Genomic DNA, 20,910 nt, shown 5'->3' on the forward strand with positions numbered 1-20,910 from the left:
ATCCTTTTGAAAACCTTACCCCAAACAATATGACAATACCCAAGCAAGGGCCCGAAGTCAAAGCCGTACCCGGCAAATAAACCGGGTCCGGCCGGAATTTATCGGAATGACATGATTACAGGCAAATAAAAGGCCGTTGGGAAAGTATCTTGCCGCCGAGCATATACTGGCCCTGATGCTCCAGCAGGGTTTGGGTTTTTATTTTCACCAAATCTCCGGGCCGGGCCGGTTCATCGAGCTTCACCAGGCAATAGTTGTCTGTGCGGGCCTTGTTGTCCGCTTCAACCACAGCCTCAAATTCTCTGTTTTCCTGAGTTTGTAAAAAGGACTTGAACTTTTCTTTACCCAGTTCGCGTAAAATAGCGGCCCGTTGCTTGACTTCCGGTCCCCGGGTCCTGTTTTTCATGGCGCTTGCCCTGGTGCCCTGCCTGGGAGAATAGGGGAACACGTGGAAATATGATAAAGGCAGACCGGCCAAAAGGTCATGGGTGCGTTTGAATGATTCCTCGTCCTCATGGGGGAGCCCCACCAACACATCCGCCCCCAGGCAGATGTCAGGGCTTTTTTCATGCAACTCAAGAACCGTACGGGCAAATTCAGCGGTTTTATAGGGCCTGCCCATTTTTTTGAGGACCAGGTCACAGCCTGATTGCAGGGGGATGTGCAGATGCCTGCATAACTTGGCGTGGCTGGTGGTCAAATCAACCAGGCGATCCGATATCTCGTTCACCTCCAGGGAGGAGATGCGCAGCCTGGTATAGGCATTTTGCCCCAAAAGGGCCTCCACCAGTTCGGTGAGGCTGGATTTGGGTTCAAGGTCCAGGCCATAGCGCCCCAGGTGCACGCCGGTCAGGACAACTTCTGCGGTGCGAGCCTGGTCAAGCTTTCTGAAAGCGGCTAGAGCCTGGTCCAGGGGAAGGCTCCTTGGCCTGCCTCTGGTGTAGGGCACAATGCAATAGGCGCAAAAGGCATTGCATCCGTCCTGAACCTTTAACAAAGCGCGGCTGCGGCCGTTGCCGGGCTCTCTCACCCCGGGGCAAAACAGCCCCTGGTCCGGGGCATCCGGGGCCTGGGACTGGTCGGGCCAGGGTTTTTCCCCGGCAGCCATCAAGGGCAGCTCCACCAGACGGCTTCGCCCCAGGATTATCGCATTTTCTTTGGTATAGGCCCGGGGTTCGGCCTGCACATCACAGCCCGTGGCCAGAATAACCGCCTTGGGGCAGGCCTTGGCCAGACGCCTGGTCATTTGCCTGGATTGCCTGGCCGCCCCTGCGGTCACCGAGCAGGTCATCAGGATGGCCAGGTCGGCCTGGGCCGGGTCCTCTGCCCTGGCCCATCCCTTTTTCTCCAGTTCGGAGGCGAGATATGCCAGCTCAGCCTGGTTTACTTTGCAGCCCAGGCTGGCGAGGTGAAAGAGCCTCCCGGCCCGGGCCTGATCAAAGGATTTAGAATCGTTCACGGACTTTTTTGAATGCATTTAAAGATCGCTCAATCACAGCGTCTTCGCAGCAGAAGGCAATGCGGAAATGCCCGGGTCCCATGAATCCGGAACCAGGCACCAGTAAGAGGCATTCTTCCACTGCGGCTTTTACAAAGGCCACATCATCTGGGATGGGGCATTTGGGGAAGATGTAAAAAGCTCCCTTGGGTTTGACATATTCATAGCCCGCCTGGTCCAGCACATCGCAGAACAGGTCTCTTTTGCGGGCGTATTCGTTCATATCAGCCGAGTCATCCAAAAGTTCGGCCACCACTTTCTGCATAAGCGCGGGGGCATTCACAAAGCCCAGGATCCGGTTGGCCAGGTTCATGGCCGCGATCATCTGGGTTTTGTCCTCGATCTTGGGATTAAGGGCGATATATCCTATGCGCTCGCCTGCCAGGCTCAAGTCCTTGGAAAAGGAGGTGAGCACAATGCTGTTCGCATAGGATTTGAATATACTGGGCACTTCGCAACCATCAAAGATGATTTTTTTGTAGGGCTCGTCACTGATCAGATATATGGGCCTGCCGAGCCTTTTTCCGGCCTGGGTGAGGATATCGGCCAGAGCTGCCAGCTCTTCGGCGGAGTAAACCTGGCCCGTGGGGTTGTTGGGGGTGTTGATCATCACAGCCGCGGTCTTTTCGGTGATCGCCTCGGCCATGGCCTCCAGGTTCAGGCTGAAATCGTCGTTGGTGGCGACCCTTTTGATGCTTGCCCCATGGTTGTCCGCGTAGAAATCATATTCCACAAAATAAGGGGTGGGCACCACCACCTCTTCACCGGGGTTCGCCAGGGCCTTGAAGACCACATTGGCCGCTCCGGCCGCGCCCACGGTCATCAAGATATCGTCCGGTGTAAAACCAAGCCCATCCCTTTGGTTGAGATAGTCGGCAACCTTTTGGCGCACCTGGGGATAGCCCGAGTTCGGCATATAGCCATGGGTGCCCGGTCCCCGCTGGGCCGTGGTCTGGGCAAGCACTTGATAAAAAGATTCCGGCGGCTCCAACATGGGGTTGCCCAGGGAAAAGTCATAGACGTTTTCCGCGCCTTTTTCCGCCTTTAGCTTGGCCCCGGTCTCGAACATGGCCCTGATCCAACTGGAACGCTCGATGAACTCCGCCATTTTGTTTGCGATAGGCATGAGTCGTTTCTCCTTTGGCTTTTTTGGTGCCTATTTAAAACCCATACAAAAAGAAGCCGCGAACTGCTGGGCTGTCCGCGGCTTTTGAAGCTTGTCTGAATTTTTCAGAGAAGTTCAGGGGGTGCGGGCAGACCCTTGGGGCAAATACCAATAATAATAGCTGGTAAATCGCCTTGCACCCATGTTCGCAGACCTCCTCTTGAATAACGCACCATACCACCAGGCAGAGTAGGGGTCAAGGCCGGGCTTTGGCCACGGCCGGGCTGCCTCTAAGAAAATAATGCGCGCTGTTTATGCCATAAAAACCGGCAGGGTGCAAAAAAAGCCGCCCGTCCGGTAAAGCCTTTTACCGGACGGGCAAGCCTGGTGGGTTTAATTCATTCGTGACGAATAGCGGGGCCCATCTCGGAAAAGGAAAAGTTATAAAAAACATTGTGCCCGTTATAGTCCAGCACGCGCAGGTCTTCCTCTTGTTTTACATCGTTCATGATGATTTTGTATTGCTGGCCATAGCGCTTGGCAACCATGTCTACTTCAAGTTCATGGGCCACGAATTTCATGATTCCTTTGCGGGCCAGTTTTTCAACGAATTTGGGGTCGTCAAAGGAGTCGTAAGAAGTCAGCACCAAAATAGGCCCGGTTCCCGTAAAAATGATGCCTGCCTTCATTGCCTCACCTCCTTTTTTTGAGGAAAAGACGCGTCACTTCAGGCAAAAGGCTTAAATGACGCCATTACTGCCTGGGGAAATGCCAGGCCTTTTTTGCTCCCCCCTTATTTCCAGAATGAGGCTTTAACAAGGACCGTGTCAATGGCAAGCAAGGGCGGGAGTTTCATTTAAGGCTTTGTGGGCGGGCAAATTTAAAAAAGCATGCCGCCCTTTGAGAGGGCGACATGCTGCGAGCGTCTGCTATTTGTTCAGCTTGCGGATTTTGTCCAGGTCAATGGATTCCGCCAATTGTTTGGCAAAATCAGCGGCTCCCTCATATCTGTTGACCTTGACTTCAAGCAGAACCTTGTTGTCGATCATGGCCTGCAGCTCGGCTCTTTTGTCACTGCGGGATTTTAAAAGCGCTTTTTGGCCCTGCACCTTGATCAACTTGCCTTTACCGCTTCCCTGTAAGAACATGGGATTGTTGAACAACATGGAGAGCGATTGAATCATGGGCGAGTCTGTCATGATCTGGATTTCAGCCCGGCCCTTGCCGTTTTTCTGGGTGTAGGCCCTGGTGGCGGAGATGCCGCCGCCGAGCATGGCCCGGCTGGCTGCCTCTGACTGGGGCTTTTCCGCCTTCCAACCGTCAGGCGCGTCTGGAAACACATCACCCAAGGCATCGGCCTTTTTTTGGCGCATCTGGGCCAGGGCAAATTCAAGCTCATTAATGGCTTCCGTCACCTTGCCCTGTTCATAAAGCTCCATGCCGGCCTTGATCTGGTCGGTTATGTCGTCTGCAAATGCAGGAGTGGCGGCCAGCAGGCCAAACAACGCAAATACGAGGATCACTTGCCCAAAACATCTTTTCATTAATACCTTCTCCTTGATGGGTTTGATTGTGATTCCAGCGACTCCCGACCGTGTCTTGGTCAATGAAACAAGCCTGTGCGGACACAGGCTTGTTTCGGAAATGAATTTTTAGCTGTTGGGGCTGAATCCGGGCTCCAGTTTGTTGGGATGGCGACAATAGGGGCAATAGGCAATTCCCAAAAGACTGGACATAAAAGTGCGTTTACACTTTTGGCAGGTGATCTCGCGTTGGCGAGGCTGTTTAAGTTTCGTCATTTTTCTACCTTAAAAAGCGGAGTTAGCTTATCCGCCCTGGGGTCGTGACAGGCCCACTCAAAATTGTAGTTAAGAGATGATCTTATTGTCAAGGTAGTTGACCTCAAAAGGCCTTGCCTGGGGAGATATGCAAACTCCCGGCCTTTGCAAGGGGCCTCTGCCTGATCCTTTGCCCAAGCAGTATTGCTTACGGGTTAAAAAAAGTATAGATTCGTAGCAAGTGAGTGTCAATCTGGAGATGAGTGGAAATCTTATCTGTTAAAATCGTTGTGGGGGATTATGTTTACCTCAGACGGGGGCATAACCGATGCCCGGGATATGGTTTTTACGCTGCTTGAGGCCCTTTACCTGGCCTATGGGGAGCAGGCCGCGGAAAGGACGGATTTGGCTTGTGCCCCAGGGTGTTTTGTGTGCTGCACAGATCAGGTGGCCCTGACAACTTTGGAGGCGCGCTATATGTTGGAAGGCGCGCTTTCGGTTCCTTTGCCTGGGCGTGCGGACCCGGCGGCCAGACCGGCAAACACAGTAAACGCACTGGCCAGGATGTGTCTGACGAAAAATGAGCCGCCGCCCGAGCCTGATCCTCCCAAACCCCGGGGAGTTTGCCCTTGGCTTGAAAACGGCCTTTGCTCGGTTTACCACTATCGTCCAATGGCATGTCGCACCATGGCCTCCAAAAGTAAGTGCCAAAAAGGCGGCCAGGCACTGGATGACCCCTGGTGGGTCACGGTTAATACAACCTTTTTTCAGTTGGTCGAACACCTTGATTTTAGAGGCAAGTTCGGGCTTATGGCCGATGTTTTCGGATTTGTGACCAAAGGCTCGCCAAGCTTTTTGCTTGATTGTGAAGATTTGCCCGGCATACCTGCCATGCCCGGGCATGAACAAAGGCTGCAAAATCTTTTGACCAGGGTCTTGGGTAGGCAGGTTTCCGGCAGGCCCCTGGGCTGGTGGATGAAAGAGAACCGCACAACACTTTGATTGGATCAGGGTGGCGTGTTTAAAGTTTATTAAAATGGTATGATTAATAATATGCAACAGATTAAACAACAAAGCGACATGCACGAAGAGGGCAGGGTTTTAGCCGTACAAGGCGGCCTGGCCCAGGTGGAGACCGTGCAGACCGAGGCCTGCTCCCATTGCGTGGCCAAGACCTCTTGCCAGACCATGGGCGGCGTGAAAAAACGCATGATATGGGCCATTAATGAAGCCAAGGCCAAGGAAGGGGACAGGGTGCTTCTGGCCTTGCCCAGACGCGGGGTGCTTGGCGCTGGCTTTCTGGTCTACATGGTGCCGGTTTTAGCCCTGATATTGGGCTCCAGCCTGGGGAAAATCTATGGCCCCCAGTGGGGATGGGATGAGCAGAACGCAGCGGTTTTACTTGGATTTGCCTCCCTGACCATTACCTGGCTGATACTCCGCAAGGTCTCAAAGGCGCTGGGCAGGAAAAAAGAGTTCAAGGTCAGGCTGGTGCAGGTGCTTCGCCCCAAGGACGTAGCCGCCTCTTGTCCGGCAGGCGCAGATGCTTCGGATGCTTAAAAGCTTGTAACGTCTTTTGCCAAATGATCCGGCCCGGGCCAGGTTTAAGGCCCGGGCCGTTTTCTGATCAGGCAGTCTCTTGAAAAAGGCCGCTTTTTTTATGCTGTTTTCAGTTGCCGACCTGCATCAGTTCGATCTCAATTCCGTCGGGGCCTTCCATAAACACCGCCCGCACTCCGGGGGCCGCGTCAAAGGGCTCGTTTTTGAATTTGCCGCCCTTGGCCTTTAGTTCAGCCATGGCCTGTTCCAGGTCTGCCACGGTAAAGCCGATCTGATAGGCTCCCCAGCGGGGTTCATCGGCCGGGACAGTTATGCTCAAATTTTTTGTTATGGGGGAAAAGGCGATGTTGGTGCCGCCCACCACCACCCTGACAATGGGCATGCCATTGACCTCAAACCGTTTTACAACCTCGCCGCCAAGCATTTTTACGTAAAAGTCAACCGCGCCTTCCAGATCCTGACAGCGCAGGTGAAGGTGGTCAAAACCGTATTCCATGATCAAGTCTCCTTTTTTGCCTGTCCCTTTCCGGCGGGCAGGTGCAGGTTAAAAAAAGCCTCCGTCCCTAAGGGACTGAGGCTTTGAATTAACTTTTGGTTGAGTTATGGTCGGATTTTCTTTTCATTTAAGAATTCTTCCAAACGATCCATGGCCTTGGCAAGCTTTTCCCGCTTCAGGGTGCAGGCCAGGCGCAGGCAACCCGCACCCGAGGGGCCAAAGGCATCTCCCGGCACCACGGCCAATTGTTTTTTGTCCAGTAATTCCAAGGCAAAATCAAGACCTTCTTGGGGAAGTCCCTTTATCCTGGGGAAGATGTAAAAAGAACCCTGGGGCTTGTGCACATCCACACCAGGCATGCCTTTTAATCTCTCATACACATATTCGCAGCGTTTGCCAAATTCAGAGGCCATTTTTTCCACCACGGCGTCGCCGCTCTTAAGCGCGGCCAAAGCGCCTCGCTGGGATATGGTGGAGGCGCTGGCGGTGTTAAAGGTCACCACCTTGAGCACACCCTTGATAAGGTCTTCCGACCCAAAGAGCCAGCCCAGGCGCCAGCCGGTCATGGCGTAGGCCTTGGAAAAAGAACCCAGAACCGAAGTCCACTCTGCCATGCCTTTTCTGGTGTAGATGCTGTCGTGGCTGGCTTCGCCGAAAATAATGCGGTCATATACTTCATCTGAGATAACGATCAGGATCGTAAGCTCACAACACAGCATGAGCAGTGGATTATTGGCTTCCGCAAGTTCCACCCAGGAGGCGGAAGGATTCAAAGCGGGCTCATATGGCGTCATGGACTGAAATTGTCTCTGGCAACTATCCGTCCTAAGACGTAATCAGGCGCCTTTGCTGATCCGACCGCGACGAAAATATCATTTCGAACCCTATGAGCGTCCTATCCCGGCGATAGGGTGCAAGATGGATACATGAAGTTGAAACCAGGCCTGTATCAATACACCGCGCTTGATGGGTGTTCGCTCTTTCTGGTTGCTGCTCTATATCCCAGACGCACAGCAGCCAATAATCTGCATTTTTAAGAAAAAGTCATGAAATAAATGTCATTCCCGGTGCGGCGGATCCAAACCGATCGAGGGGGAGAGTTTTTCGCCCAAACGGTAAAGTGGAGCGAGTTCAACAGACTGTAATCCAAGAATTTTACGCTTTGTACGATTTGGATGACCCATAATTACAGGACCGCCTTGATGAATGGGTATTTCACTACAATTGGCTCCGTGGTCACGGGAGTTCGAGGGGGAAGGCTCCTATAGACCGAATAACCGAACGAAGTTCCAAAACTCCTTTCACCGAAGAGGTCCAAGCTATGTACGATCCGGCAAAGGAACGCCTTAGGGAAGCAAACTACTTCCTTGATCTTCAATTGTCAAAACTGAAACGATCTCTGTGAATCGCACAGTAAAAATCTTCGCATCTTTCTTTTAACGCTTATCTGGCCGGCGGGTGGATCTGTCCCAGATGGATCACCCCGGCTTTTTTTGCTGTCCAAATTTAACTTGCTGATGATCTTCGGTTTGTAACCATGTGGAAATAAAAGAGTTTGAAACTTTGTGTCTTATAGTGATACAAGGTAACCCCCTAGTAAATCAGATGAAAATAATATCCCTATCAATATAGGTATTGACCAAAGTCAAATTGGTTTTGTAGGCTGGGGCAGTTCAACGCCTGGCAGGCTGCTTCTAAACAACCTGCTGATGCCTAATAAAGATGGGATTTAGAGGCATCAGGCTTTGGTTTCTATTTCCTTTTCGTCAAGGAGGTCCAGCAATGCACAAAAAAGCCGGGAAATGGTTGACTTTGGTCGCACTTTTGGTCACTGTCTTCGCCTTGGCCCTTCCGGGCCCGGCCCTTGCTCAATTTCCCGAGAGATCAATCACCCTGATCGTGCCCTGGTCTCCCGGCGGCTCCGGTGACATGACCTGCCGCATCCTGGCTGCGCATATGAAGAAAACCCTGGGCAAGCCTGTGGTGGTGAAGAATATGCCCGGCGCAGGCTCCATGGTCGGCGCCAAGGCCCTGGCCGATGCCAAACCGGACGGCTACACCCTGGGTTTCCTGGGCATATCCGCGGTTATCGCCCAGTACACAAGCGTCTCGCCTGTGATGATGGATCAATATCAGGCTGTGAGCGGGGTTATCAATCCGCCTCTGGTCTGCCTGGTGAACACCAAATCCAAGTTCAAGACCTTCAAAGACTTTGTGGCCTTTGGCAAGAAAAATCCGGGCAAGATTAAAAACGCCAATGCCGGTGCAGGGGTTATCGATCACCTTTATTCCAGCGAGTTCGGCAAGGTGGCCGGGATCAAATTCACCCAGGTGCCTTATAAGGGCTGGGGCCCTTCTCTGGCCGCCCTGGCCGGAGGACATGTGGACTCCATGTTTGTGGCCATGGGCCCGGCCAAGGCCCTGATCAAGGCCGGTAAGATAAAGGCTTTGGCCATTGCGGCCGAAAAGCGCTATCCCGCCTACCCGGATCTGCCCACCATGAAGGAAATGGGGGTGGATATCACCATGCCGTTCTGGGAATCCATCGTGGTTCCCAAGGGCACTCCTGCCAAGGTGGTGGCTGCCCTGGATAAGGCCCTCAAGGCAGCCTTTGACGATCCGTCCACCAAAAAGAAGATTAAAAATTCCGGGTTGGACGTAAGCTACATGGCCACCGCTGAGATCGTCAAGTTCCGCCAGGCCTCGGATAAAAAAGTTGAAGAAATGGTAACCGCCCTGGGGCTTAACAAAAGATAGCCGCTATAAACCGGCAGGGCTTTTTTCAGGCCATGCCGGTTTATTTGTTAAGCAGGCAAGAAAACAGGGCAGGGCGTTTGGGATCCATTTTTTGCCCGGTTTCTCTGTAAGCCCTGGTCTGCGTGCGCGTATTCGTAAGGGCTTTTGCCTTTCATCACCTGGTGGGACAATTATCATGACCATGTTTTCCCGTGATTCCATAGTCACCTGTGGCTTTTGCCTGGCAATTGGAGGGGTTATATTGCAGCAATGCCACGGATTCCCCGAGACTTCGGGGCAGGGGTTCGGATCGGGCCCGGCCTTTTATCCGGAGGTGCTGGCCTGGTTGCTCATGGGCCTCGGCCTTTTAAGCCTGAGGGCAAAGCCCGGCCAGGCAGATGATTGCGCCCCGGCTCAAAAAAAACCGGCCAGGCCCAGATACGGTCTGGTGGCCTTGATACTCGGCCTGAGTGTGGCCTATATCTTTATCCAGGATTTGCTGGGGTTTTTCCCCGCCGCCGCAATTCTGGTACTGGCCATGGCCTGGGCCGTCACTCCGCCCAAAAGCCCGGCAAGAATTTTGGCTTACCTGGTCTACACAGCCGGGCTTTTATTGGTTGTGTATCTGGTCTTCGAGTTGTTTGTGGGAATTCAGCTTCCCTGTTCCTCAGTTTGGGCGTGAAAGGACGCTTTAATGGGTGTCTTTGAATTGTTAACTGCCGGTCTCGGGTCTTTCAGCGAACCATTCACCCTTTTTCTGGTGGTGGCCGGTTCTGTTTTGGGAATCTTTTTTGGGGCCATACCCGGCCTTACCGCCACTATGGGTATGGCCATATTCATGCCCATGACCTTTGCCATGAGCGATGTGCACGGCATGGTGTTTTTGGTTGGTATTTACGTAGGCGCCTGTTATTCAGGCTCCTTGTCTTCAATTCTGGTTAATATCCCCGGCACTCCTTCTGCAATTGCCACTGGTTTTGACGGCCACACCATGGCCAAAAAAGGCAAGGCCGGCCAGGCAATTGGCTATGCCACCCTGGCAAGCGCCCTGGGCGGGTTGTTCGGGGTTTTGATTCTGGTTTTTGCCGCACCGGTCTTGGCAAGCCTGGCGCTTGAGTTCAGCGCCCAGGAATATACCGGCATAGCCCTTTTGGGGATCAGCATTGTTTCTTATATTTCCTTTGGCTCCACCATAAAGGGGCTTATCGGAGGGCTGATAGGTCTTCTCTTGGCCACAGTGGGCCAGGATGTTATCTCCGCCTATCCCAGGTTTGTCTTTGGCTCCAAAGATCTCCAGGCGGGGCTTCAGATGATACCGGTGATGGTGGGGTTCTTTGGGGTGACCGAGGTGCTGGTGAAGCTGGAGTCCGAGACGCGGGTGCAACAGGTCACCGCCAAGATCAGCAAGGTGCTGCCGAAGTTCTCCGAGCTCTTCAGGTTTGGCCCCAAGATGGCCTTTTCTTCAATAATAGGCACCTTTATCGGCGCTATTCCGGCTGCCGGAGGGGCCATCGCATCCATGGCCGCCTATGGCCTGCAAAAGCGCTTTTCCAAAGACAGTGAAAAATACGGCACCGGTATTCCCGAGGGTGTGGTTGCTGCCGAGGCTGCCAATAACGCCGCGGTGGGCGGCGCATTTGTGCCGATGCTTTCCTTGGGAATTCCCGGTGATCCCCAGACTGCAATCCTTATCGGCGCGCTTATGATAAACGGGTTGGCCCCGGGGCCGCTTTTGTTTGCCACCAGGCCGGATATTATTTCCACCATATATCTGGGAAATGTGTTCAGTGTTGTCACCTTTGCCCTGGTGGGTCTTTTCGGGGCCAGGTATTTCGCCCGCCTGATAAAAGTGCCCAGCCACTTTCTTTTGCCCGCCATATTGCTGGCCTGCATAGTGGGGGCCTATGCCATCAGAAACACCATGTTTGACGTGTGGGTGCTTTTGGGGTGCGGCCTTTTGGGGTATCTGCTGCAGAAGATAAGCATAATGCCCGCGCCGATCATCCTGGGTTTTGTGCTCGGCCCCATTTTAGAGGATAATTTCCGGCGCTCTTTGATCATGAGCAACGGAGACTGGTCCACCTTTGTCACCAGGCCCATCAGCCTTTTCCTTATTTTGGTAAACCTGGCCATACTGCTGGGGCCTTCTTTGTGGTCCCGTTTCAGATGCAAACCTGATTAATAAGTTTATCCAACCCAAAGGCAAGGCTCTTGGTCGCTTGCCTTTGGGTTGGATTCCTCTTAACTTCTCATTTCTGAGTGAAACAATCCTGTAAATCGAAAAAACACAGTAATTCAATATTTTTGGGTTGAAGGTCAGTGTTTTTTCAATATACTTGACAAGTCAATGATTGATAAGTCAAGGAGTTTGAGGCTGATGAAGTCAGATCATATAGATAAGTTTGAGCAAAGATCTCCGGGCAGGAGGCTGGGCATGCTACACCGTTTAAGCATGTCCTGCATGGCGGGCCCGCTCAAGGAGTTGGGGATATCTCGGGGAAAAGTCGGTTTTCTGATGGTTCTCTTGAGGTTTGACGGAATTGTTCAGGAAGAGTTGAGCAATCACCTGTGCATTGATCGGGCAGCCACGGCCAGGGCCCTGTTGGACATGGAGCAGGACGGGCTGGTCACCAGGAAGCCGGACCCGGAAGACCGCCGCAAAAAAAGAGTGTACTTAACCGCCAAATCACGCGCATTGCATCCCAGGTTGCTGGAAATTTTGGCCTGGCATAATGAGGTGTTGTTTACCGGTCTTTCCCCTGCGGAGGAAGACCAGTTCTTAAATATGCTGGACCGGTTGGTTGAGAATCTCAAGAAGGCCGCCCTGGGAGATAAGGCATGAAGGCATCGTTTGCCCGCAAGTGGAGCGTGCTTTTCGCTGTGGCTTCCAGTCAATTCGCCGCCCCCTTTATGCTCTCCTCTGTCGGGGTTGTTTTGCCCTCCATAGGTTTGGAGTTCCAGGCGGACGGGGTTGCCTTGAGCCTGGTGGAATCGGTTTTCCTAGGGGTCAACGCCATGTGCCTGCTTTCTTTTGGCCGGGCTTCGGACCTGATGGGGCGCAATTGGATCTTCACCCTTGGGCTCGGCATCTTCACCTTGGCCACCATTGCCCTGGGGCTTGCCCAGGACATCCAAACCCTGATCGCCATCAGGGCCATACAGGCCTTTGGAGGGGCCATGCAGGTCTCCACCGGCCTGGCTATTCTGTTGGAAGCCTTTTCATCCAATGAGCGGGGCAAGGTGCTGGGCATCGCCATGGCCTTTATCTACATGGGGGTTTCGGCCGGTCCTTTTCTGGGGGGCTATATTGCAGAGGTCCTTGGTTGGCGCGGATTGTTTTTCATAGGCGGGATTCCCTGTTTACTGGCGCTTGCCTTGGCCTTAAGGGCCTTGAAATGGGATTACTTCAGGCCCGATGTCGCCTTTGATTATGCGGGCGCGTTTATCAGCATGGTCAGCATTGGCCTTTTGCTTTTCGGAGGCGCCAATGCGGACACCACAGGCGGGCTTATCGCCTTGTTTGGATTTCTGGCAACCATGGCCTTGTTTATATGGCATGAATCACGCTGTTCAAACCCCATGCTCGAGCTTGATATGTTTGCCGGGAATGCAAAATTCAGTATCGGCAACCTGCTGCAGTTCATCAATTTTGCCACAACCTTTGGGGTCGGCTTTCTTATGAGCCTTTACCTGCAATTGGGCCGCGGCATGTCCCCGGCTGAGGCTGGAACCGTTTTGCTTGTCCAGCCCCTCACCCAGACTATTCTGTCACCGGTCTGCGGCCGCCTGGCAGACCGCATTGACTCGGAGATGCTGGTTGCCGCGGGGATGCTTTTCTGTGTGGCCGGAGTGGGCTGGGCTTCGACCTTTGACGGCTCCACTTCGCTGGTTTCCATTGTGGGAATGTTGAGCGTGCTTGGGGTTGGGGTTGCCTCTTTTGCCTCCCCGAACATGAAAACCATCATGCAAGCAATATCTCCCAAGCAATACGGCGTGGCCACGGCAGTGACCGGCCAAGTGCGCACCGTGGGCATGACCGCCAGCATGGTGGCCATCTCCATGGCCATATCCTTTATCGTCGGCGATCAAGTGCTGGATGCGGACTCCTTCACCTCTTTTAATCAGGCAATGAAGCTGGTCTTGCAGGGAAGCTGCCTGGTTGGCGCACTCGGCATGATTGTTTCCCTTATCGTGCAAAGATGTTGCCCGGCTTCCTGAAAACGGGGCTGACTGACCAGACCTGATCACCGGCGCCGGCATTGGCTTTCGACCTGTTAAGCCTGAGGCCGTCTGCGGGATTTGGCAGCTTTTTTGGGCGGCCTGTTTTTTTTGAACAAGCGCACCAAAAAAATGCCCGCCCGGGGATCTGCCGCAATGATCCCCGGGCGGGCTGTACGGTCACTTTGGTTTTTTCAGCAAGGCGGCCTGGACCGCGGGAGCCGCCTAATATTCGTGTCAGCCTTTGGCTGCCTTAAAGCCAAGGTCAAAAGCCAAAAGGTTTGAATCTACAAAACGTTCCTTGGTGTTTTGTTTGATCATTTTTTTGATGGAAGGAACCCCGATCGGAAGCGTGGCCTTGCCGAACAAGGCGCCCAACATCACCATGTTCAGGGCCAGGGGGTTCTTGGCTTCTTCAGCCAGGGCCTGACCGTCAAAGGCCATCAGGTTCTTCACCTTTTTGGCAAGCGCCGCCACCGACACCTCGGGGTCCGGGTATTCGGCCTGGCCAATGGCCACGGTGAATGGAGGCATGGGCCTGGTGTTGGTGATAACCAAAGTGTTTTTGTTGGCCTTGTTCAAGGTGCGTAAAGCCTCGATTGGCTCAAATGAAACCAGAATATCGGCCTCCGCCTGGCTCACAATGGGGCTCTCCGCGCCGCCCAGAATAACGGCGCTCTCAACCACGCCGCCGCGTTGGGCCATGCCGTGGATCTCACTGACCACCACCGGCACCTTGGAGTCCAGGGCCGCCATTCCCAAGAGGTTGCTTGCCAGGAGGTTGCCCTGGCCACCCACACCTACATTAACTATGCGCAGGATATCCATAGCTTAGGCCTCCTTCACCGGCAGTATGGCATTTTCGGGACAGATCTGGGCGCAAAGAGCGCAGCCCACACATTGTCCGGCATTGATTTTGGCTTGGCCTTTTTCCACATACATGGCCGGACAGGCGATTTTGTTGATACAGTCCATATGGCCCTTGCATTTATCAACCTTGACTTCAAAGGGCTTTCTGGTCCTGGGGACAACCCGCTTGGCAAACAAGGGGCAAAGCTCCTTGCTGATTACGACGCTCACGCCCTCGTGGTTCACCGCTTCTTCAATCGCCTTGATCGCGGCTTTGGTCTTCAGAGGTTTTATGGTGGTGACATGCTCCACCCCCAGACCCCTGACCACCTGTTCTATATCAATATGGGTGGTGGCATCGCCTATGGCCTCGGTGTCCACGCCCGGGTGGGGCTGGTGTCCGGTCATGGCGGTGGTGCCGTTGTCCAAAATCACCAGGGTGAAGTTCAGGTTGTTATGCACTGCGTTGACCAGGCCTGTCATGCCGGAATGGAAAAAGGTGGAGTCGCCGATAAAGCTAACCACCTTTTTGTCGGTTGCCCTGGCAAAGCCTCCCGCGCTGGAGACCGAAGAGCCCATGCAGACCAGGAAATCGGCCATCTGGATGGGAGGCAGAAGTCCCAGGGTGTAACAGCCGATATCCGTTGGGTGGATTCCGTCCTTGCCCACAACTTCCTTAACCGCATAATAGGTGGCCCGGTGGGGGCAGCCTGCGCAGAGGTTCGGGGGACGGCCGGGCAGGACAGGCAGGTCGTCCAATTTAAGGGGAGTTGTGAATTTGGCTTTAAGGCCAAAGGTCTTGCCTACGACCTGGCGCACCAGGCGGGGATTGTATTCAAAGGCGCGGCTGAAGAATTTGGGCGGGGCCACATCCACGGTGACCTCCGGGAATTTGGCCGATTTGCCTGCGATCTCGGTGGCGATGCCTTTTTTCTGGCAAATGGAGCGGACCGCGTCTTCCAGAAGCGGCTCAAGCTCTTCCACCACCAGGACCTTTTCCACGGATTTGAGGAAACGGGCCATTTTCTTTTCGGGCAAGGGCCAGGTAAAGCCCAGGTTCAACACCTTGATCTGGTTCAATGCTCCCAAATCCTTCAGCGCGTCCCGGACATAATTTTTACAGACCGCGGTGGTGATGATGCCGTAGGAGCCCCGGCCGGTTACCTTGTTGTATTCGGAGGCCTCACTGATGGCTTGGGATTTGTCGTAAATCTCCAAGAGGCGCAAGTGCTTTTTGCGGCTCACCGCCGGTACGGTCACGAAATCCATGGGGCTTTTTTTGAAGACCGAGGTTTGCTTGACCTTCGGCAGTTTAGCATAGGTCACGCCTTCCCTGGCATGGTTGACCCTGGTGGTGGTGCGCAAAAGGACGGGGGATTTCAATTCTTCGCTCAAGTCAAAGGCGTACTTGGTCATTTCCTTCAACTCGGCAGGCCCCTTGGCCTCGAGCATGGGCAGGCCGCTCAACCGGGCGTAGTAGCGGTTGTCCTGTTCGTTCTGGCTGGAGAACATGGAGGGGTCGTCCGCGGTCAGAACCACCAGTCCCGCGTTGACGCCGGTGTAGGCCAGGGTCATAAGCGGGTCTGCGGCCACGTTCAACCCCACGTGCTTCATGGTGCAAAGGGTGCGCAGACCGGCAACGGCCGCACCGGCGGCGCATTCCAAAGCCACCTTCTCATTGGTCGAGTATTCAAAGTAATACTTGACCTGATCAGGGTTTTGCTTTCTGAGGCGGTACAAGGTGTCCGGCACCTCCGATGACGGCGTGCCCGGGTAACAGGTGGCAAAGGCCATCCCAGCTTCCAGCGCGCCTCGCACGATTGCCTCGTTGCCCAGAAGCAGATGAGTTGCGCCGCCTGATTGGGTCAACAGCTTATCCATATGGAATTCCTCCACCTGAAAAAGATGACGAATTGCGGTCTGCCGGGGCGGTCAGGGCCGATATTCCGGCTGCCGTTTGTCTGTGCGCTGCCAAAAGGCATCAAGCCTTGGGGTGAAAGGCCCGTATCTAAAATTAGATGCGGGCTTTAGATTTCAGGGTTAAGCGGCTGCCCTCAGACAGCCTGCCCAGCAGGCGGAAGGCGGCTTTCCTCCTCCCCCTGTTGGACGAACCGGGGCTTTTCCCCGATCATTTCCAGACTGCATCCAACCGGGGCGAGATATGCTTTCCGGGTAAGGCAAGGCCGTGTCGCGGCTGCCTTTTTGCCTTGTGGATTGCAGTTACATGTTAGCTATAAAGTAACTATGGTGACTGTATATTCATCGCGGCCTCAGTGTCAAGCAAAATCCCATTTATCCCATGGGGTGGGCTCCATTCTTTCGTGTAGACTTTTTTAATAGATTTTAAAACCCAAAAAGATACAGTGTTTAATAAGAATAATGGGTTCAAATAATCTACGAAAAATAAAATATGAAAAGAATTTTATATGTAATTGAAAATTGTTTTAGACGGCTTTTTTTTGGCAAGCGTGTGGATGGATTTTAAAAGGCCTTCGATTTTACTAGGAGATATACGTTCACTTATTCACAAAAACAGACTATTAGCGGCTCTATAATAAGCCTGGGAAATATATGTTGTTGGTATGTATTAAAAAAAACTTGTAAAGTCCGTTGTTTGAGATAAACAGTAAAATGCATATCCCTATAGTGGACAAACGCGGTTTTTAAACTCGATAGGGATAAAAGGGGCCGCTCTTTGCCGCGAAACAGGAACATCAAGTTGACAAGAGGGCTCTTGCGGTTTTATATATTGGAAACCGTAAATCCGGGTTCCCTGACGGCGGCATGGTTAGCCAAGTTTTGCCGAAAGGGAGGGCGCGGAGGGTGTTTTTCATTTTTGCAACGTGATTTCAGCCGATTATCCTTAACTGTAAGGGTGTTGGTCCGTTTGACGTATTAAGGTGCCCCGAACTTGACCCGGGAATACAGACCAAGAACTAATGATTGTTTAGCAAAGGGCAGGAAGCAGACTGTTTGCAATTTGAGAATCCAGCCGGATTTTTTTTAGAAGACGTTTGTGTAAGTATTCACAGCGTCAGGCAGACAGGTTCGCCAAAAGCCCCAGATCTGGGAGTGTTAGCGCATGAAGATCGAACATTTGTTCAAGGGCGTCCGCCGCCGCCCTCCCAACGTCTCACCTCCCGCTGAAATAGAATCGGTGCAGCGGGTGTTTCTGCCGCTTCAGCCGGGCGTAAAGGCCTTGGTGGAAGCCGGGCAGGAAGTAGCCATCGGTCAGTTGGTGGGGGCTTCTGAAGACTCGCCGGCTCAGAATGTGCACGCCTCGGTGAGCGGGACAGTGGCAGGTGTGGAGATGGTGACCGGTGTCGCCGGTCAGCCGGTGAATGCGGTGGCCATTATAAATGATGGCAAAAACACCATGGCGCCGGCTGAGGATGCGGCGTTGGCCATCAGGGAGCCTGAGACCCTGGTCTCCCACAAACCCCTTGAACTGGCCGGGAGGTTGGATCAGGCCGGGTTTGATATTTCCGCCACAGTGGGGCCCAAGCCTTATATCTCCATGAACGGCGTGAAGCAGATACGCAAGATCGATTATCTGATCATATCTGCGGTTGACTACGATCCGCCGGTAGCCCCCAACCAGGCCTCTTTGGCTGATATCGCGCAGGAAGAACTGGTCTTGGGCATAAGTGCCTTGGTCCATGTCTCCGGAGCTAAAAAAGTTAAACTGGCCATTCCCAAGGGCGGCGTCTCCAAAGATCTGGAGAAGCTGGCTTATGACCTGAACTGGGAAATGGCTTCTGTGGCGGCCGGTCAGTATCCCTTTGCCTGGGACAACCTGCTTATCAATCAGCTCACCGGCCGGGAGGTTTTCTTCCCGGAAGGAGATTCCAGGGATTGGGGCGCGGTTGTGGTGCCGCTGCCCAAGGTGCTTGAGCTGGCCCGCTGCCTCATGACCGGAAAACCCGCCACCACCTGCACCCTGGCCGTGAGCGGAGACGTGAACCAGCCCAAGGTGCTGAAGGCGCCTTGCGGAACCCCGGTCAAGGATCTGCTCGAGGCTTGCGGTGGAGTGAGCGGAGATCAGGGCAAGGTTATTCTGGGCGGTCCCATGAAGGGCCAGGCCCTTTTCGACCTGGATATGCCGGTCACCAAGGATATGGACGGATTGTTCGTCCAATCCGCCGAAAAAATGGCCAAGTTCAGCGATCATCCCTGTATTCACTGTGGCCGTTGCGTGCAGGTCTGCCCCGTGAACCTGATTCCGGGTGAATTGGGCAAGCTGTGTGAGTACAACCAGTTTGAAGAGGCTGCCGATAAGGACCTGTTCCAGTGTATCGAGTGCGGAGCCTGCGCCTATGTCTGCCCCGCCAGAAGGCCCCTGGTGCAGCTCTTCCAGTACGGTAAGGCGGAAATCCAGGCCGAGAGGATGGAACAATGAACAACCAGCTCTTGACAGTATCCAGTTCGCCCCATGTGCTGGGCGGGGCTTCGGTCCGCTCCTTCAACCTGGAGTTCCTCATCGCCCTGGCCCCGGCCCTTTTGGTGGGCTTCTATTACTTTGGCGCACCGGCCGTCATGGTGGTCTGTCTGGCAGCCGCCAGCTGCGTGGCCACGGAGGCCCTTTGTAATGTAATCGCCAAAAAAACTCAAAACCTAGGCGATCTGCACGCCCTTTTGACCGGTGTTGTCCTGGGCATGCTTCTGCCTGCGGGCGTGCCTTTCTGGCTCCCCATTGTGGGCGGCTTTGTGGCCATTGTACTCGGCAAAATGCTTTTCGGCGGCCTGGGCGCTTACCCCATGAACCCGGCCCTTATCGCCTGGGCGGCTTTGGCCCTTTCCTGGCCCGAACACATGAAGGCCTTTTACACTCCTTTGGCCGAGGGTGATCCTGAAATAAGCATGACCCTCCTGATGGAGTTCAAAGACGATGTGGCAGTCCTTGAGATGTATGGGATGGGGGAGATATGGAAGGGGCTTTTGCCCGGAGCCATTGGAACCACCTGCACCTGGGCCCTTTTGGCCGGAGGCGTCTACCTGGTGGTCAGAAAGATAATCCGCTGGCACATCCCGGTTGCGGTCCTGGTCGGCACCCTTTTGATGTCTCTTCTGGCTTCTTACACCGATCCCAGGATCATTGAGTTGGGTTGGGAGGGCTTTGGCGCGCATCTGAACCTGGCCTGGTTCCATATGGGGGCGGGAGGGCTTATGATGGCGGCTGTTTTCCTGGCCACAGAGCCGGTCTCCAGCCCGGTCACACCCAAGGGCATGCTCTGGTACGGCCTTTTGATCGGTGTTATGACCGTTATCGTAAGGCATTGGGGCAGCGCCGGTTCAGGCGCCTATTATGGTGTTCTGGTCATGAGCGCGGCCACCCCGCTCTTCGACCGCTTAAGGCCGAAGGTGCTGGGCAAACCCAGACCTCTGTACTAAATCTCCGGGCCCCGGCAGCCCTTGCCGGGGAGCCGTCCGGCCTTTAAAGGCCGGGGAGGGATGTTGAAGGTGCGTGAAATACTGAAACTGGTCGTGGTGCTGGGCTTGATCTGCGCTGCCAGTGGGCTGGCCCTGTCATTTGTATATGACGTGACCAAAGAACCGATTTATATGACCAAGCTGCAGAAGGTTAAGGCCCCGGCAGTCATGAAGGTGCTGCAGGGCTTTGATAACGACCCCATGAAGGACCTGATCAAGATTCCCGTGGGCAAGGACAAAAAAGGAAAGCCGCTTGATCTGTTGGTTTTCCCGGCCAAAAAGGCAGGCAAGACCTTTGCCGTGGCCTATGAGACCTCGGCCACAGGCTATCATGGCGAAATCGCGGTCATGGTGGGCGTGGATCTGGCTAAAAAAGATATTACCGGCATCCAGATTGTGGAGCAGTCCGAGACCCCGGGTCTGGGCGCTCGCATATTAAACCCTGAATTTACCGATTCCTTTAAGGGCAAGCCGGTTGATAAGGAACTCACTAAAGGTGACATCAACGCCTTGAGTGGAGCCACGCTTTCCACCAACGGCGTCGTGGCCGCCGTGAACAAGGCCCGTGTTTTATATGAAAAATACGGCGCCGAGATGGCCAAATAGGGGAGGTGGTTCAGATGGCATCGATTGCTAAGGAATTTACCAAAGGATTATGGGATGTTCTGCCGCCTTTCCGGCTGGTTCTGGGGCTCTGCCCGGTTCTGGCCGTGACCACAGCGGCTGAAAACGGAGTCGGTATGGGCCTGGCCACCACCTTTGTGCTGGTCTGTTCCAACCTGTTGGTCTCGCTTTTAAGGAATGTTATCCCCAAAAAGGTGCGTATCGCCGCCTTTATTGTTATCATCGCCAGCTTTGTGGTCATCGTCGAGCTTATGATGCAGGCCTACGCCTATGGCCTTTACCAGGTTCTGGGCATCTTCATCCCCTTGATCGTGGTTAACTGCATCATCCTGGGCAGGGCCGAGGCTTTTGCCAGCAAGAACGGACCCATCGCAAGCATTGCAGACGGTCTGGGTATCGGCCTGGGCTTTACCATGAGCCTGGGAGCCCTGGGAGCGGTGCGCGAGATCATCGGCTCGGGCGCTATATGGGGGCAACCGTTTCTCAAAAGTATTGGATACCAACCCTTTGAGTTCATGGTCAAGCCCGCCGGAGCCTTTGTCACCCTGGGTGTGATGTTGGCCCTTATCAACCTGATCAGCATGCGCTTGGATGCGCGTAAACGGAGGAGCTAGCC

20 protein-coding genes are annotated in these 20,910 nt (G+C 54.0%); 11 read left to right on the forward strand and 9 right to left on the reverse strand.

Annotated features, from left to right (window positions below):
- Nucleotides 1–115: 115 nt before the first annotated feature.
- From X474_RS06155 to X474_RS26025, 5 genes are all read right to left on the reverse strand, one after another.
- Entirely contained in the window at nt 116–1,477 is a 1,362-nt protein-coding gene (locus tag X474_RS06155) for a MiaB/RimO family radical SAM methylthiotransferase (RefSeq protein ID WP_052514925.1), read from the reverse strand.
- A complete protein-coding gene (locus X474_RS06160; RefSeq protein ID WP_044347503.1) occupies nt 1,446–2,624 on the reverse strand; it encodes a pyridoxal phosphate-dependent aminotransferase in 1,179 nt (392 codons plus the stop codon). Before X474_RS06160 ends, X474_RS06155 begins: the two co-directional genes overlap by 32 nt.
- 377 nt (nt 2,625–3,001) lie before the next feature.
- Nucleotides 3,002–3,292, reverse strand: a complete 291-nt coding sequence (locus X474_RS06165) for a hypothetical protein (protein WP_044347505.1) — start codon at nt 3,290–3,292, stop codon at nt 3,002–3,004.
- 240 nt (nt 3,293–3,532) lie between these two features.
- Nucleotides 3,533–4,147, reverse strand: a complete 615-nt coding sequence (locus tag X474_RS06170; protein ID WP_044347507.1) for a hypothetical protein — start codon at nt 4,145–4,147, stop codon at nt 3,533–3,535.
- A gap of 108 nt (nt 4,148–4,255) precedes the next feature.
- The gene (locus X474_RS26025) at nt 4,256–4,402 is read right to left on the reverse strand and encodes a hypothetical protein (RefSeq protein WP_156360644.1); all 147 of its coding nucleotides are present in this window, start codon (nt 4,400–4,402) and stop codon (nt 4,256–4,258) included.
- A gap of 279 nt (nt 4,403–4,681) precedes the next feature.
- On the opposite strand from X474_RS26025, the gene X474_RS06175 reads away from it, so the two are divergent.
- Nucleotides 4,682–5,383, forward strand: coding sequence for a hypothetical protein (locus X474_RS06175; protein ID WP_044347508.1), 702 nt, complete (start codon nt 4,682–4,684; stop codon nt 5,381–5,383).
- Nucleotides 5,384–5,434: 51 nt separating this feature from the next.
- Nucleotides 5,435–5,941 (forward strand): SoxR reducing system RseC family protein, encoded by a 507-nt coding sequence (locus X474_RS06180; protein ID WP_197281995.1) that lies wholly within the window; start codon nt 5,435–5,437, stop codon nt 5,939–5,941.
- A 109-nt stretch (nt 5,942–6,050) separates the two neighbouring features.
- On the opposite strand, the gene X474_RS06185 is transcribed toward X474_RS06180, so the two are convergent.
- Nucleotides 6,051–6,437: a VOC family protein gene (locus X474_RS06185; RefSeq protein WP_044347509.1), complete on the reverse strand. Its 387-nt coding sequence runs from the start codon at nt 6,435–6,437 to the stop codon at nt 6,051–6,053.
- 104 nt (nt 6,438–6,541) lie between these two features.
- Nucleotides 6,542–7,231, reverse strand: a complete 690-nt coding sequence (locus X474_RS06190) for a pyridoxal phosphate-dependent aminotransferase (RefSeq protein ID WP_052514927.1) — start codon at nt 7,229–7,231, stop codon at nt 6,542–6,544.
- 988 nt (nt 7,232–8,219) lie between these two features.
- On the opposite strand from X474_RS06190, the gene X474_RS06195 reads away from it, so the two are divergent.
- The 5 genes from X474_RS06195 (at nt 8,220) to X474_RS06215 (ending at nt 13,391) form a co-directional block, all read left to right on the forward strand.
- Complete coding sequence (locus tag X474_RS06195) at nt 8,220–9,194, forward strand: Bug family tripartite tricarboxylate transporter substrate binding protein (protein WP_052514928.1); 975 nt, start codon at nt 8,220–8,222, stop codon at nt 9,192–9,194.
- Nucleotides 9,195–9,369: 175 nt separating this feature from the next.
- Nucleotides 9,370–9,855, forward strand: coding sequence for a tripartite tricarboxylate transporter TctB family protein (locus X474_RS06200; RefSeq protein ID WP_044347510.1), 486 nt, complete (start codon nt 9,370–9,372; stop codon nt 9,853–9,855).
- Nucleotides 9,856–9,867: 12 nt separating this feature from the next.
- Nucleotides 9,868–11,355 (forward strand): tripartite tricarboxylate transporter permease, encoded by a 1,488-nt coding sequence (locus X474_RS06205; RefSeq protein ID WP_044347511.1) that lies wholly within the window; start codon nt 9,868–9,870, stop codon nt 11,353–11,355.
- A 195-nt stretch (nt 11,356–11,550) separates the two neighbouring features.
- On the forward strand, nt 11,551–12,015 hold the full coding sequence (locus X474_RS06210) for a MarR family winged helix-turn-helix transcriptional regulator (RefSeq protein WP_044347512.1): 465 nt from the start codon (nt 11,551–11,553) through the stop codon (nt 12,013–12,015).
- Nucleotides 12,012–13,391, forward strand: coding sequence for an MFS transporter (locus X474_RS06215; RefSeq protein WP_044347513.1), 1,380 nt, complete (start codon nt 12,012–12,014; stop codon nt 13,389–13,391). Before X474_RS06210 ends, X474_RS06215 begins: the two co-directional genes overlap by 4 nt.
- Nucleotides 13,392–13,628: 237 nt before the next feature.
- On the opposite strand, the gene X474_RS06225 is transcribed toward X474_RS06215, so the two are convergent.
- Together X474_RS06225 and iorA are read right to left on the reverse strand one after the other, a co-directional pair.
- The gene (locus tag X474_RS06225; RefSeq protein WP_044347515.1) at nt 13,629–14,219 is read right to left on the reverse strand and encodes an indolepyruvate oxidoreductase subunit beta; all 591 of its coding nucleotides are present in this window, start codon (nt 14,217–14,219) and stop codon (nt 13,629–13,631) included.
- A 3-nt stretch (nt 14,220–14,222) separates the two neighbouring features.
- Nucleotides 14,223–16,121, reverse strand: a complete 1,899-nt coding sequence (gene iorA, locus X474_RS06230) for an indolepyruvate ferredoxin oxidoreductase subunit alpha (protein WP_044347516.1) — start codon at nt 16,119–16,121, stop codon at nt 14,223–14,225.
- Nucleotides 16,122–17,322: 1,201 nt separating this feature from the next.
- On the opposite strand from iorA, the gene X474_RS06235 reads away from it, so the two are divergent.
- From X474_RS06235 to rsxE, 4 genes are all read left to right on the forward strand, one after another.
- Entirely contained in the window at nt 17,323–18,639 is a 1,317-nt protein-coding gene (locus X474_RS06235; RefSeq protein WP_044347517.1) for an RnfC family protein, read from the forward strand.
- Complete coding sequence (locus X474_RS06240) at nt 18,636–19,631, forward strand: RnfABCDGE type electron transport complex subunit D (RefSeq protein WP_044347518.1); 996 nt, start codon at nt 18,636–18,638, stop codon at nt 19,629–19,631. The genes X474_RS06235 and X474_RS06240 overlap by 4 nt, the downstream gene beginning before the upstream one ends.
- A 69-nt stretch (nt 19,632–19,700) precedes the next feature.
- On the forward strand, nt 19,701–20,276 hold the full coding sequence (locus X474_RS06245; RefSeq protein ID WP_044347624.1) for an RnfABCDGE type electron transport complex subunit G: 576 nt from the start codon (nt 19,701–19,703) through the stop codon (nt 20,274–20,276).
- Between the two features lie 14 nt (nt 20,277–20,290).
- On the forward strand, nt 20,291–20,908 hold the full coding sequence (gene rsxE, locus X474_RS06250; RefSeq protein ID WP_044347519.1) for an electron transport complex subunit RsxE: 618 nt from the start codon (nt 20,291–20,293) through the stop codon (nt 20,906–20,908).
- Nucleotides 20,909–20,910 lie beyond the last annotated feature (2 nt).

The sequence above is a fragment of the Dethiosulfatarculus sandiegensis genome (assembly GCF_000931935.2).
Lineage (GTDB): Bacteria > Desulfobacterota > Desulfarculia > Desulfarculales > Desulfarculaceae > Dethiosulfatarculus > Dethiosulfatarculus sandiegensis.

Coding starts and splice junctions, on each gene's coding strand:
- X474_RS06155 (WP_052514925.1), bottom strand. CDS start 1,477: ATGCATTCAAAAAAGTCCGTGAACGATTCTAAATCCTTTGATCAGGCC.
- X474_RS06160 (WP_044347503.1), bottom strand. CDS start 2,624: ATGCCTATCGCAAACAAAATGGCGGAGTTCATCGAGCGTTCCAGTTGG.
- X474_RS06165 (WP_044347505.1), bottom strand. CDS start 3,292: ATGAAGGCAGGCATCATTTTTACGGGAACCGGGCCTATTTTGGTGCTG.
- X474_RS06170 (WP_044347507.1), bottom strand. CDS start 4,147: ATGAAAAGATGTTTTGGGCAAGTGATCCTCGTATTTGCGTTGTTTGGC.
- X474_RS26025 (WP_156360644.1), bottom strand. CDS start 4,402: ATGACGAAACTTAAACAGCCTCGCCAACGCGAGATCACCTGCCAAAAG.
- X474_RS06175 (WP_044347508.1), top strand. CDS start 4,682: ATGTTTACCTCAGACGGGGGCATAACCGATGCCCGGGATATGGTTTTT.
- X474_RS06180 (WP_197281995.1), top strand. CDS start 5,435: ATGCAACAGATTAAACAACAAAGCGACATGCACGAAGAGGGCAGGGTT.
- X474_RS06185 (WP_044347509.1), bottom strand. CDS start 6,437: ATGGAATACGGTTTTGACCACCTTCACCTGCGCTGTCAGGATCTGGAA.
- X474_RS06190 (WP_052514927.1), bottom strand. CDS start 7,231: ATGACGCCATATGAGCCCGCTTTGAATCCTTCCGCCTCCTGGGTGGAA.
- X474_RS06195 (WP_052514928.1), top strand. CDS start 8,220: ATGCACAAAAAAGCCGGGAAATGGTTGACTTTGGTCGCACTTTTGGTC.
- X474_RS06200 (WP_044347510.1), top strand. CDS start 9,370: ATGACCATGTTTTCCCGTGATTCCATAGTCACCTGTGGCTTTTGCCTG.
- X474_RS06205 (WP_044347511.1), top strand. CDS start 9,868: ATGGGTGTCTTTGAATTGTTAACTGCCGGTCTCGGGTCTTTCAGCGAA.
- X474_RS06210 (WP_044347512.1), top strand. CDS start 11,551: ATGAAGTCAGATCATATAGATAAGTTTGAGCAAAGATCTCCGGGCAGG.
- X474_RS06215 (WP_044347513.1), top strand. CDS start 12,012: ATGAAGGCATCGTTTGCCCGCAAGTGGAGCGTGCTTTTCGCTGTGGCT.
- X474_RS06225 (WP_044347515.1), bottom strand. CDS start 14,219: ATGGATATCCTGCGCATAGTTAATGTAGGTGTGGGTGGCCAGGGCAAC.
- iorA (WP_044347516.1), bottom strand. CDS start 16,121: ATGGATAAGCTGTTGACCCAATCAGGCGGCGCAACTCATCTGCTTCTG.
- X474_RS06235 (WP_044347517.1), top strand. CDS start 17,323: ATGAAGATCGAACATTTGTTCAAGGGCGTCCGCCGCCGCCCTCCCAAC.
- X474_RS06240 (WP_044347518.1), top strand. CDS start 18,636: ATGAACAACCAGCTCTTGACAGTATCCAGTTCGCCCCATGTGCTGGGC.
- rsxE (WP_044347519.1), top strand. CDS start 20,291: ATGGCATCGATTGCTAAGGAATTTACCAAAGGATTATGGGATGTTCTG.